Below are 12,335 nucleotides of genomic sequence, written 5' to 3'. Positions count from 1 at the left end.
GCATCCCGACGGCTGGAGGGCACGCGAGGTGAACGAGCAACCGGAACGCCGCGGTCCCGGCGCCGCGGGCGCCGTCCTGGCGCTGCTCGCCGCCGTCGCCGTGGTCCTCGGCCTCGTCGTCGGGCGCCCGATGCTGGACGAGCGCGAGCGCGCCCCGCGGGCCGCGCCGGAGGCGGCGCCGACGTTCGGCAAGCCCAGCGGCAGGCGCCCGGGAGTCGTGGCGATCAACACCGAGCAGGGCTACCGGATGGTCTCGTCCGCGGGCACCGGCATCGTGCTGGACGCCTCCGGTCTGGTGCTCACCAACAACCATGTCATCCAGGGCGCCACCAGGATCGAGGGCACCGACACCGACAACCGGCGCACCTACCCGGCCGAGGTCGTCGGCTACGACACCGCGGGCGACCTTGCGGTGATCAGGCTCAAGGGCGCGGGACCGCTGAAAGTCGCGGCCTTGGGGAGCGGTGAGCGGGTCCGGATCGGCGAACCCGTCACCGCCGTCGGCAACTCCAACGGCAAGGCCGACCGGGGACGGCCGAAGGTGGTCACCGGGCGGGTCCTCTCGCTCGACCAGACGATCGACGCCACCGACCAGAGCGACGGCAGCAGCGAGCGGCTCTACGGCCTGATCGAGACCGACGCGCCGATCCGTCCCGGCGACTCGGGCGGTCCGCTGCTCAACTCGGCCGGGAAGGTGATCGGCGTCAACACCGCCGCGTCGGCCGGGTTCACGATGAAGCGCCAGGGCGGGAACCGCGGCTACGCCATCCCCGTCGACCGCGCGATGGGGATCGCCCGGCAGATCCAGCGCGGCGAGGCGTCGGCATCGGTGCACATCGGACCCACCGCGATGCTCGGCGTGCAGGTGCGGACGGCGCCCGGGTCGTCGGGCGCGTTCATCTCCGAGACGCTCCCCGGAACGCCCGCCGAGGCCGCCGGGCTGCGCCCCAAGACCACGATCGTCGCCGTCGACGGGCGTCCGGTCGACTCCCCCGGCACGCTCACCGATCTCCTGCTCGCGCAACACCCCGGCGACACCGTCCAGATCACCTGGGCCGACGATCAGGGACGGCGGACCACGACGCCGATCCGCCTCGCCGAAGGGCCGCCGCAGTAGAAGTAGACCGAAAATACCTTTCCTCCTGTCACGGCCCGTGCGCGGGAAGCTACGATGGGCGTCCCTCCGAAGCCGACGATCAGGGCGGCCATGATCGACCCAGGGGTGGAACGGCGGTCGGACCTTCCGGCCGAGATGACCCGCTTCATCGGGCGCCGTCGCGAGCTGGCCGAGATCGAGCGCGCGCTCGACCGGTCCCGGCTGGTGACGCTCTGCGGGGTGGGCGGCGTGGGCAAGAGCCGGCTGGCGCTGCGCGCCGCCGGGGCGGTCCGGGGACGCTACGCCGACGGCGCGCGTTTCATCGAGCTGTCCTCGCTGCGCAAGCCCGACCTGCTGGCGCGCTCGGTCGCCGACGCGCTCGACCTGCCCGACCGCTCGGCGGGCGACCCGGTGGCGCTGCTGGCCGAACGGCTGGCCGAACGGCACCTGCTGCTGGTGCTCGACACCTGCGAGCACCTGGTCGAGGCCTGCGCGATGCTCGCCGAGGTGCTGCTGCGCGCCGCGCCGCGGCTGTGCATCCTGGCCACCAGCCGCGAGCCGCTCGACGTGATGGGCGAGCACATCCTCATCGTCCCGCCGCTCGACACCCCGGCGCCGCCCGAGCCCGGCGGGGCGGAGGACGAGACCGAGTGCGACTCGATCCGGCTGTTCGCCGACCGCGCCGAGGCGATGGTGCCGGGGTTCGCGCTCGACCCCGAGAACCGGCAGGTGGTGGCGCGGCTCTGCCGCCGCCTCGACGGCCTCCCGCTGGCGATCGAACTGGCCGCGGTCCGGCTGCGGGTCATGTCGGTCGAGCAGGTCGACCGGCGGCTCGGCGACCGCTTCCGGCTGCTGGGCACGGCCCGCTCCAACCGCGACCGCCACCAGACCCTGCGCGCCACCGTCGAGTGGAGCCACGAGCTGTGCACCCCGGCCGAGCGCCTGCTGTGGGCGCGCCTGTCGGTGTTCCCCGGCTCGTTCGGCCTGGAGGCCGCCGAACACCTCCAGCAGAGCCGCGCCCGCGACGCGCGGGACACCGACCTGCTCGACGTGCTCGGCCGGCTGGTCGAGAAGTCGATCGTGCTCCGCGAGGACGACGGCCGCCGCTACCGGATGCTCGACACCATCCGCGAATACGGGGCCGAGCGGCTCGGCGACCTCGGCGAGGAGCACGAGCTGCGGCTGCGCCACCGCGAGCACTACTTCGCCCTGGCCTCGGACTCGATGCGCGACGCGGTGGGCGAGCGGCAGATCCCGCTGACGCGGCGGCTGCGCGGCGAGAGCGCCAACCTGCGCGTCGCGCTCGACCACGCGCTGTCGTCCCCGGGTGACGAGCCCGCGGCCCTTGAGCTGGCCGTCGAGCTCCAGAGCTACTGGATGGCGCTGGGCCTGCTCGGCGAGGCCCGGCTCTGGTACGGGCGGGCGCTGGACGCCTGCCCCGACGCCACCCCCGAGCGCGGCTGGGCCTGCCACGCCGCCGCCATGTTCGCCAACCTCCAGGGCGACCAGGCCGCCGCCCGGCCGCTGCTGGACGAGGCCCGCGAGCTGGCCGACCGGCACGGCGACGCCGACCTGCACGCCCACATCCTGCAGACCGCGGGGCGCATGGCCCTGTACGCCGAAGACCTGGCGGGCGCCGCCGAACTGCACGAGCGGGCCCGCGCCGCCTACAACGAGATCGGCTACCGCACCCCGTACGCGCTGGGCAACGACATGCTGCTGGCGTCCGTCCACGCCTTCGGCGGCGAGCCCGACCGGGCGCTGGAGGTGTGCGAGGAGGGCCTGAAGGTCTCCCGCGAGCACGGCGACCTGTGGACGCAGTCGTTCACCCTCTACGTGCGCGCCGCCGCGTACTGGCTGCGCGGCGACCTCGACCCCGCCCGCGACGACGTCCTGGCGGCGCTGCGCACCAAGGAGGACTTCGGCGACCTGTTCGGCATCACGATCTGCCTCGACCTGCTCGGGGCCATCGCGGTGTCGAGCGGCGACCTGGTGCGGGGCGCGGTGCTGCTCAACTCCACCCAGGCGCTGTGGCGGACGCTCGGCGCCCCCGTCCAGCTCGGCCCGTTCTATCTGGTGATCTTGGAGGGCCTGCGCGAGGAGTGCCGCAAGGGCCTGGCGCCGGACGCCTACGCGGGGCTGAGCGAGCACGGCCAGGCGCTGAGCGTGGACGCGACCGTCGCGATCGCCCGGGGCGCCGACCCCCGGCCCGAGGGCGCCGCCGACGACGACCCGGGCCCGCTCACCCCGAGGGAGAACGAGGTCGCGCGGCTCGTCGCCCGGGGCCTGACCAACCGCGAGATCGCCGACGCGCTCGGCATCGCCAAGCGCACGGTCGACTCCCATATCGAGCACATCATGACCAAGCTCCGCGTCGCCTCGCGGGCGCAGATCGCCGCCTGGTCCAGCCTGCGGTCGCGGGGCGCCTGACCGAGGCGGTGTGCCAGAGTGGAGAAGAGATTCACCTGGCTGGAGGGTGCGGACGATGAAGTCCCGTAAGGCGCCGAACGACGACACCGGCGACGAGAACATGAAGGTGTCGCCTCCCAAAGACTGGGCGGCGGGGGTCCCCGGGGTCACGGCCGCGCTCAAGCAGTCCTACGACCAGATGGGCGTCAAGCGGACCGCGCTGACCCTCCTGCGGGTCAACCAGAAGCAGGGGTTCGACTGCCCCGGCTGCGCGTGGCCCGAGGAGGACAAGCGCCACATCGCCGAGTTCTGCGAGAACGGCGCCAAGGCCGTCGCCGAGGAGGCGACCACCCGCCGCGTGACGCGCGACTTCTTCGCCCGGCACCCGATCTCCGAGCTGGCCGGGCGCAGCGACCACTGGCTGGGGCAGCAGGGCCGGCTGACCGAGCCGATGATCAAGCGCGCGGGCGCGGACCGCTACGAGCCGGTCTCCTGGGACGAGGCGTTCGCGCTGCTGGCCACCGAGCTCAGGGCGCTGGCGAGCCCGGACGAGGCCCTGTTCTACACCTCGGGCCGCACCAGCAACGAGGCCGCGTTCGCCTACCAGCTGTTCGCCCGCGCGTTCGGCACCAACAACCTGCCCGACTGCAGCAACATGTGCCACGAGTCGTCGGGCTCGGCGCTGAACGAGACGATCGGCGTCGGCAAGGGCTCGGTGCTCCTGGACGACCTGCACCAGGCCGACCTGATCTTCGTGGTGGGGCAGAACCCCGGCACCAACCATCCGCGGATGCTCTCGGCCCTGGAGGCCGCCAAGCGGTCCGGCGCCCGGATCGTGGCGGTCAACCCGCTGCCCGAGGCCGGGCTGATGCGCTTCAAGAACCCCCAGCGCGTCTCGGGCGTGGTCGGCGGCGGGACGGCGCTGGCCGACCGGTTCCTGCAGATCAGGCTGAACGGCGATCTGGCGCTGTTCCAGGCGCTCAACCGGCTGCTGGTGGAGCGGGACGCGGTCGACCACGCGTTCCTCGACGCCCACACCGCCGGGTTCGCGGCCTTCGAGAAGCATGTCCGCGAGCTGAGCTGGCCGGACGTCCTGGAGGCCACCGGCCTGGCCCGCGAGGAGATCGACGCCGTCCTGGCCGACGTCGTGGCCGCCGACCGGATCATCGTCTGCTGGGCGATGGGCCTGACCCAGCACCGCAACTCGGTGCCGACCATCCGCGAGGTGGTCAACTTCCTGCTGCTGCGCGGCAACATCGGCCGTCCCGGCGCGGGGGTGTGCCCGGTGCGCGGCCACTCCAACGTCCAGGGCGACCGCACCATGGGCATCTACGAGAAGCCCGCGCCCGCCTTCCTGGACGCGCTGGCGGCGGAGTTCTCCTTCGAGCCGCCGCGCGAGCACGGTCTCGACACCGTCGGCGCGATCCGCGCGATGCGCGACGGCACGGCGCGGGTGTTCCTCGGGATGGGCGGCAACTTCGTCCGCGCGACGCCCGACTCGGCCGTGACCGAGGCGGCCATGCGGCGCTGCCGCCTCACCGCGCACGTCTCCACCAAGCTCAACCGCTCGCACGCCGTGACCGGCGAGCTGGCGCTGATCCTGCCGACCCTCGGGCGCACCGAGCGCGACGGCGGCGGGTTCGTCTCGGTCGAGGACTCGATGGGCATGGTGCACGCCTCGCGCGGGCGGCTCGCGCCCGCCTCGCCCGATCTGAAGTCCGAGGTCGCGATCGTGTGCGCCCTGGCCGAGGCGACGCTGGACGGCGACGCGATCGACTGGGCCGCGATGGCGCGCGACCACGACGTGATCCGCGACCACGTGTCGCGGGTGGTGCCCGGCTTCGAGAACTACAACGCCCGCGTCCGCGAGCCGGGCGGGTTCACGCTTCCCCACGCGCCGCGCGACGGCCGCCGCTTCCCCACGGCCAGCGGCAAGGCCAACTTCTCGGTGAACGAGCTGGAGGTGCTGCGGGTCCCCGAGGGGCGGCTGCTGCTCCAGACCGTCCGCAGCCACGACCAGTACAACACCACCATCTACGGCCTGGACGACCGCTACCGGGGCATCAAGGCGGGCCGCCGCGTCGTGTTCGTCAACCCCGGCGACCTCGCGGCGCTCGGGCTGGCCGACGGCACCCTGGTCGACCTGGTCTCGGAGTGGTCCGACGGGCGCGAGCGGCGCGCCCCGGGCTTCCGGGTCGTCGCCTACCCGACCGCCGCCGGGTGCGCCGCCGCCTACTTCCCCGAGACCAACGTCCTGGTGCCGCTCGACAGCACCGCCGAGATCAGCAACACCCCCACCTCCAAGTCCATCGTCGTCCGGCTTGAGGTGCCCTAGGCTTCGCTTCATGACGAACCTCCCCGAGCGCGCGGAACCTTCGGGTCCGCCGCAGATGCGGGCGTCCGACACCGACCGCGACCGGGTCGCCCAGATCCTGCGGGACGCCGCGGGAGAGGGACGCATCGGCCTCGACGAGCTCGACGAGCGGCTCAACACCGTCTACACGGCCAAGACCTACGCCGAGCTCGAACCCGTGGTCCGCGACCTCCCGGCGACCCAGGGCGCGGCGCCCGTGGCCGCCCCCAGCGGCCTGGTCGGCGGCGACGCCCCCGTCCGCACCACCGGCATCGCGGTGCTGAGCGGGTTCAACCGCCGGGGCGTCTGGAAGGTCCCGGCGGAGTTCACCGCCTTCGCGTTCTGGGGCGGCGGCACGGTCGACCTGCGCGAGGCGACCTTCGCCGCCCAGGAGGTCAGGATCAGGGCCTGGGCCATCATGGGCGGCATCGAGATCATCGTCCCCGACGACATCGCGGTGGACGTGCGGGGCATCGGGGTCATGGGCGGCTTCAACGACGTCCCCTCCGCCGCCGCGCCGCCCGGCGCGCCGCGCGTGGTCATCACCGGCCTGGCGTTCTGGGGCGGCGTCGGGATCAAGCGCAAGAACCGCAAGAAGAAGAAGGGCGACTCCGCGCCCACCTGAGCAGCGAGGCCGGGCCGGAGCCCTCGGCCTCGTCGTGCGGCCTGCCCACGGGGCGCGGCGGCGGTCGGCACCATGACCGCCGGCAGTTCGGCGGCGCGCTCCGGGACCTGGGCTCAGGGGGTCGGCGCGCCGGTGCCGAAGGGGCTGTCGATCGCGTAGCGCCAGAAGCCGTCGGCGCCGCGCCGCGCGACGTCGGTGGCGGTGCCCTCGATCCGCACGGGCCGCCCGTCCCGGCCGGTCCCGTCGATGAGCCAGTCGACGATCAGCAGGGCCAGGTCACCGGCCGCGTGGACGTGCCGGGGCCGCACCGCGATCGGGATTCCCAGGCCCTGGAACGCGGCGTTGGCCTCGTCGAGGTCCCGTCCCGACACCGCCTCCCCCGACTCTGGGACGAAGACCGCCGTGCTCTCGTAGACCTCGGCGAGGGCCCGGGGGTCGCCGCTGTTGAACCGCTCCGCGAACACCGCGGGCACATCTTCGGGACGGGTGGCAAGGGTCATCGTGCGTATCCTTTCGAAGGGCCGGACGTGGCCGACGCTAGGAGGCGCCCTCGTGACTCACCAAACGGTCGGCCACGCCGCCGAGCCGGGCCTGCCCGACGACCCGCGCGCCGGGGTCGCCGCGCCCAGCGCGTCCTGTCCGGTGGAGATCACGCTGGCGGCGCTGCGGGGCCGCTGGACGACGCTGGTCGTCCGCGAGCTGCTCCGGGGCGACCGCACGTTCACCGAGCTGAGCGCGGCGCTGCCCGACCTGTCGGACAAGGTGCTGTCGGAACGGCTGGCGCAGCTGACCGGGGCCGGGGTGCTCGACCGCCGCCGCGAGGCGGGCTGGCCGCCGCGCGTGCACTACGGGCTCACGCCGTGGGGCCGCCGCCTCGGCCCGGTTCTCCAGGCCATGTGGGACTGGGGCGCCCAGGCTCCGACCCCCTGATCCGCTCGGCCAGGAACTCCTGCTCGGTGGTGTTGCCGCTCAGTGCCAGCGCCTCCCGGTAGGCGCCCGCCGCCTCCTCGTGGCGGCCCAGCCTGCGCAGCAGGTCGGCCTTGGTGGCGGGCAGGTACCGGTACCCGGCCAGGCGCCCGTCCGCCTCCAGCCGCTCGACCTCGGCCAGCGCCGCCTCGGGCCCGTCGACCATCGCCACCGCGACCGCGCGGTTGAGCGCGACGACGGGCGAGGGCCACACGCGCAGCAGCGCGTCGTACAGGGTGCGGATCTGCGGCCAGTCGGTCGCGTCGTAGCTGGGCGCCTGGGCGTGCAGGGCGGCGATCGCGGCCTGGAGCGAGAACCGGCCGGGCGGCCCGGAGCCGAGAGCGGCGACCACCAGCCGGTCGGCCTCGGCGATCAGCTCGGGGTCCCAGGCCGAGCGGTCCTGCTCCTCGAGGCGCAGCAGCCGCCCCCGCGCGTCGGTGCGGGTCGCCCGGCGGGCCTGGTGGACGAGCAACAGCGCCAGCAGCCCGGCGGCCTCGCGGTCGGACGGGAGCAGCAGGCGCACCATCCGGGCCAGGTCGAGCGCCCGGTCGGTGAGCTCGTCGACCACCAGGTCGCCGCCGGTGTGCGCGGTGTGCCCGGTGGCGTACAGCAGGTGGATCACGGTCAGCATCGCGTCCACCCGGCCGGGCAGCTCGTCGGCCGACGGGACGGCGTAGGGGATGCGGGCCGCGGTGATCTTCTTCTTGGCCCGGGTGATCCGGGCGGCCATCGTGGGCTCGCTCACCAGGAACGCGCGGGCGATGTCGGGCGTCGGCACGCCGCACACCAGCCGCAGCGTGAGCGCCACCTGCGCCTCGCCGGCCAGCGCGGGATGGCAGCAGGTGAGGATCAGTCGGAGCCGGTCGTCGGGGATCTCCCCGGGCTCGGCCGCGGCCGGTTCGGGCTCCACCAGCAGCGGGAGCTTGGCCTCCAGCGTCCGGCCGCGGCGCATCGAGTTCAGGGCGGTGCGCCGCGCGACCGTGGTCAGCCAGGCGCCCGGCCGCTGGGGGACGCCGTCGCGCTCCCAGGTCTTCAGTGCCTGGACGTAGGCGTCCTGGACGGCCTCCTCGGCCGCGTCGAGGTCGCGCGTCACCCGGACCGTCGCGGCGAGCACGAAGGCCCACTCGCGACGGTGCAGCTCGGCGACGGCGTCCCGGGCGCCGCTCAGCTCTCCTCCACCACCTGGAAGTCGAGCATCGGCCTGACCTCGACGCCGCCGTCGACGATCGGGGTCATCCGCGCCAGGGCCAGGGCGTGGTCGAGGTCGCGCGCCTCCAGGATGTAGAGCCCGCCGAGCACCTCCTTGGTCTCGATGAACGGGCCGTCGGTGATCAGGTCGCCGCGGATCGCGGTGGCCGTCTCGTTGCGTTCCAGGGCGAGCCCGGCCACCACCCGGCCGCCCTTGGCGGCGATCCGCTCGGGGAGGCTCATGTGGCCGTCCATGATCTCGGGCGGGAGCTCGTCCGGCGGGACCTGCTCGTAGATGAGAACCGCGTACTGGGCCATCACGCCACCGCCTCGGTGAAGATTCCGTTGAGCCACGCGGCCCACGCCTCCTGTCCGGCGAGCGGTCCGCCGCCGCCGAAGTGGTGGCGGGCGAAGCCGACGGGCCAGCCCCACGCGTCGCGGCCGTACAGCCGGTAGAAGCAGTCGGCGGTGCGGATGCCGAGGAACGCGGGCTCCACGAAGTCTATGACGCCCTCGATCGCCTCGACCCCCTCGGGGTTGAGGCTGACCTTGTCCCCGACCTCGGCGTCCTCGGGCACGCCGAGGGCCGCGCGGACGCGCGCCAGGCCGCCCGCGGCCGAGCTCTCGGGCGCGTGGGCCTCCAGGTAGACGGGTTCGCGTCCGGCGAAGTGCTCGACGTACTCGCGCAGCGAGTGGTTGTAGAACGCGGTGTGCCGGCGGCACGCGTCGTCCTCGGTGGCGTAGTTGTCCGCGTCGAGGACGCCGTTGTGCCGGTAGCGCAGGTACGTGCCGGTGCCCCGGGGTTCGAGCGCGAAGTCGAGCCGGTTGGTGCCGTCCAGCGACGTCGTGACGAAGTGGCGGAACGGCTCCCACACGGTGACCGTGCCGCCGCCCTCGGTCAGGCCGCGCTCGGAGCCGCCCTCGCGCGGCTCGTACTCGATCTCCCAGACCCAGGCCGCGGCCCGTCTGGTGATCGCGTCCCAGACCTGCTCGGGCGTGCCCGCGATCTCGGCTTCCCAGTGCACCTCGATGGGTTTGTTCACGGTGCCGTCTCCGTCCTCTTCGCGGGGCCGTCCTTCGCGGCCCTCTACTGAAGCGACAAACGGCGTCCCGCGAAATCGACAGGTGCCCGGAATCTTTTTCAGGCCGGGACGGGACGGTGGTGCTTCCAGGGACGGGCCTCCTCGAACGCGCGGCAGGCGTCCAGCACCAGGGCGTCCTCGTGGCGGGCGCCGACGACCTGGAGGCCCACGGGCAGGCCCGCTCGGGTGAAGCCGCAGGGGACGCTCGCGGCGGGCTGCTGGGTCATGTTGAACGGGTAGGTGAAGGGGGTCCAGCCCGTCCAGCGCCGGGAGGACGAGCCCTCGGGGGTCTCGCGGCCCGCCTCGAACGCCGGGATCGGCAGGGTCGGGGTGAGCAGCAGGTCGTGCTCCTCGTGGAAGCGGCCCATGATCCGGCCGAGGTCCATCCGGCGGGCGGTGGCGGCGAGGTAGTCGCTCGCCGAGTGGGCGGCGCCCTGCTCGCAGGCTTGGCGGAGCCCCGGGTCGAGCAGGGCCAGCGCGTCCTCGTCCAGCGACTCCACGACCTTGGCGGCGCCCGCGAACCACAGGGTCTCGAACGCCTCGACGGGGTCGTCGAACCCCGGGTCGACCCGCTCGACCTTGGCGCCCAGCTCGGCGAAGACCTCGGCGGCGGCCTCGGCCAGCGCCGCGACCTCCGGGTCGACGGTGACGTGCCCGAGGTCGGGGCTGTAGGCGACGCGGACTCCGGCCAGGTCGAGGGGCGGGCGCCCGTAGTACGGGGTCGCGGGCGGCGGCAGGGCCGACCAGTCGCGGGAGTCGAAGCCGCTGACCACGTCGAGCAGCAGCGCGGAGTCGTCCACGCTCCAGGTGATCGGGCCGAGGTGCGCCAGGGTGCCGAACGGGCTGGCCGGGTGGTGCGCGATGCGCCCGTACGTCGGCTTGATCGTGAACAGCCCGGTGAACGAGGCGGGGATGCGGACCGAGCCGCCGCCGTCGGTGCCGATCGACAGCGGCGCCATCCCGGCGGCCACCGCCGCCGCCGCGCCGCCGCTGGAGCCGCCCGCCGTGAGCGCCGGGTTCCAGGGGTTGCGCGTGATGCCGGTGAGAGGGTTGTCGGTGACGCCCTTCCAGCCGAACTCGGGCGTGGTGGTCTTGCCGACCAGCACCGCGCCGTGCTCGCGCAGGCGGGCGACCGACGGGCCGTCCTCGGTCCACGGCCCGTCCGGCGCGACCGTCCGGGAGCCGCGCAGCGTCGGCCAGCCCCGGGTGAGCAGGACGTCCTTGATCGAGACCGGGACGCCGTCGAGCAGCCCGAGCGGCGCGCCCCCGCGCCAGCGCTCCCGCGAGGCGCGGGCGGCGGCGAGCGCGCGTTCGGGGTCTACCAGGCAGTAGGCGTTCAGGCGCGGGTCGTCGCGCTCGATGCGGGCCAGCACCGCCTCGGTGGCCTCGACCGGGGACAGCCGCCCGGCCCGGTAGCCCGCCAGCAGCTCGGTCGCGGTCAGGTCCGCGGGGTCGGTCGCCATCCCTGCCTCCTCTAGTTCTCTTTGGTCCCGGTGACGTAGCCGAGCCGTTTGTCGACCACGTTGCGCAGCGGCCGCCCGGAGACGAACCGGTCGAGGTTGTCGGTGAACAGGGCCATCAGCTCGTCGCGCCAGCCGATCACGTCGCCCGACATGTGCGGCGAGACGATCACGTTCGGGAGGTCCCACAGCGGCGAGGAGGGCGGGAGCGGCTCGTCCACGAACACGTCGAGCGCGGCGCCCGCGATCTCTCCGGCCTTGAGCGCGGCGGTCAGGTCGTCCTGCACCACGAGCGGGCCCCGGCCGACGTTGATCAGGCGGGCTCCCGGACGCATCCGGGCGAGGGCCGGACCGTCGATCATGCCCCGAGTGACGTCGGTGAGCGGCGCCGCCAGGACGACGTAGTCGGCCTCGGGCAGCAGCGCGTGCAGGTCGGCGGAGGCGTGGACCGTCCCGAGGTCGGGGTCGCCGTCGCGGGCAGTGCGGCCCAGGCCGCTCACCCGCAGGCCCGCGGCGGACAGGCGGCGGCCGATCGCGCGGCCGATCGGGCCCGTGCCCACGACCAGGGCGCGGGACCCGGCCAGCCGCTCGGTCTCGCGGTGCCGCCAGACGCGCTCGCCCTGGAGCCGGAGGGTGGTGTGCAGGTCCTTGGCGAAGCACAGGACCAGCCCGAGGACGTACTCGGCGATCGGCTCGTCGAAGACCCCGCGCGCGTTGGTGACGACCGTGTCCGACTCGACCAGCCCGGGGAACAGCAGGCGGTCGACCCCCGCGCTGACGATGTGCACCCAGGCGGGACCGTCCGCATCCGGCCAGGCGTCCGCCAGGGCGGTGGACCAGAAGTCCCACATGAGCAGCGCGTCGGCGCCGGGGAGGGCGGCCTTGAGCTCGGAGGCCCTGACGTAGCGGGCGTCCGCGAGGCGTTCGAGGGCCGCGGTTCCGGGTGGCGGATCGTCGGCCCTCAGTACCACGACGCGGGGCCGGCGGCCAGGTGCGAGCCGCGCTGAGTCCATACTTCGCTCTCCGCATCGGTGAGTTAACAGGACCGCAACTGGTGAGGCATTGACACGCTAGGAACGCTTCGTAGGATTGTCAACAATCAGCTCGGGTAAACAACCAGGTAGTCGCGCTGATCACGTGCTGCAAGACCGTCGCA

11 protein-coding genes are annotated in these 12,335 nt (G+C 73.8%); 5 read left to right on the top strand and 6 right to left on the bottom strand.

Going from position 1 to position 12,335, the window contains the following annotated elements; translation table 11 throughout:
- Window positions 1-28: 28 nt before the first annotated feature.
- From ACQPY4_RS15900 to ACQPY4_RS15885, 4 genes are read left to right on the top strand one after another with little or no spacing between them, the layout of a single operon-like run.
- Window positions 29-1,117 carry a S1C family serine protease gene (locus tag ACQPY4_RS15900; protein ID WP_433336980.1) on the top strand — a complete coding sequence of 363 codons (1,089 nt, stop codon included), beginning with the start codon at window positions 29-31 and terminating at the stop codon, window positions 1,115-1,117.
- A 54-nt stretch (window positions 1,118-1,171) separates the two neighbouring features.
- Entirely contained in the window at window positions 1,172-3,526 is a 2,355-nt protein-coding gene (locus ACQPY4_RS15895; RefSeq protein WP_433336978.1) for an ATP-binding protein, read from the top strand.
- A 55-nt stretch (window positions 3,527-3,581) separates the two neighbouring features.
- Window positions 3,582-5,840 carry an FdhF/YdeP family oxidoreductase gene (locus ACQPY4_RS15890; protein ID WP_433336976.1) on the top strand — a complete coding sequence of 753 codons (2,259 nt, stop codon included), beginning with the start codon at window positions 3,582-3,584 and terminating at the stop codon, window positions 5,838-5,840.
- 10 nt (window positions 5,841-5,850) lie between these two features.
- On the top strand, window positions 5,851-6,483 hold the full coding sequence (locus ACQPY4_RS15885) for a DUF1707 SHOCT-like domain-containing protein (RefSeq protein ID WP_433336974.1): 633 nt from the start codon (window positions 5,851-5,853) through the stop codon (window positions 6,481-6,483).
- Between the two features lie 113 nt (window positions 6,484-6,596).
- Here ACQPY4_RS15885 and ACQPY4_RS15880 read toward each other — a convergent pair whose 3' ends face one another.
- Window positions 6,597-6,983: a YybH family protein gene (locus ACQPY4_RS15880; RefSeq protein ID WP_433336972.1), complete on the bottom strand. Its 387-nt coding sequence runs from the start codon at window positions 6,981-6,983 to the stop codon at window positions 6,597-6,599.
- Between the two features lie 52 nt (window positions 6,984-7,035).
- Between ACQPY4_RS15880 and ACQPY4_RS15875 the strand changes: the two genes are divergently transcribed.
- Complete coding sequence (locus ACQPY4_RS15875) at window positions 7,036-7,413, top strand: winged helix-turn-helix transcriptional regulator (RefSeq protein ID WP_433336970.1); 378 nt, start codon at window positions 7,036-7,038, stop codon at window positions 7,411-7,413.
- Here the strand turns inward: ACQPY4_RS15875 and ACQPY4_RS15870 are convergent.
- The 5 genes from ACQPY4_RS15870 to ACQPY4_RS15850 all read right to left on the bottom strand — a co-directional run bounded on the left by ACQPY4_RS15870 (window position 7,337) and on the right by ACQPY4_RS15850 (window position 12,192).
- Window positions 7,337-8,563, bottom strand: a complete 1,227-nt coding sequence (locus ACQPY4_RS15870) for an RNA polymerase sigma factor (RefSeq protein WP_433336968.1) — start codon at window positions 8,561-8,563, stop codon at window positions 7,337-7,339. The two genes, ACQPY4_RS15875 and ACQPY4_RS15870, sit on opposite strands and share 77 nt — an antisense overlap.
- A 50-nt stretch (window positions 8,564-8,613) precedes the next feature.
- On the bottom strand, window positions 8,614-8,955 hold the full coding sequence (locus ACQPY4_RS15865; RefSeq protein ID WP_433336966.1) for a YciI family protein: 342 nt from the start codon (window positions 8,953-8,955) through the stop codon (window positions 8,614-8,616).
- The gene (locus tag ACQPY4_RS15860) at window positions 8,955-9,680 is read right to left on the bottom strand and encodes an SRPBCC family protein (RefSeq protein ID WP_433336964.1); all 726 of its coding nucleotides are present in this window, start codon (window positions 9,678-9,680) and stop codon (window positions 8,955-8,957) included. The genes ACQPY4_RS15865 and ACQPY4_RS15860 overlap by 1 nt, the downstream gene beginning before the upstream one ends.
- Before the next feature lie 98 nt (window positions 9,681-9,778).
- On the bottom strand, window positions 9,779-11,182 hold the full coding sequence (locus tag ACQPY4_RS15855) for an amidase (RefSeq protein WP_433336962.1): 1,404 nt from the start codon (window positions 11,180-11,182) through the stop codon (window positions 9,779-9,781).
- 11 nt (window positions 11,183-11,193) lie between these two features.
- Window positions 11,194-12,192: a D-2-hydroxyacid dehydrogenase gene (locus ACQPY4_RS15850; RefSeq protein WP_433336960.1), complete on the bottom strand. Its 999-nt coding sequence runs from the start codon at window positions 12,190-12,192 to the stop codon at window positions 11,194-11,196.
- Window positions 12,193-12,335 lie beyond the last annotated feature (143 nt).

Source organism: Spirillospora sp. CA-294931 (genome assembly GCF_050946795.1).
In the GTDB taxonomy this organism is placed as follows: Bacteria; Actinomycetota; Actinomycetes; order Streptosporangiales; family Streptosporangiaceae; genus Spirillospora.
This window is presented reverse-complemented; position numbering and strand designations above follow the sequence as displayed.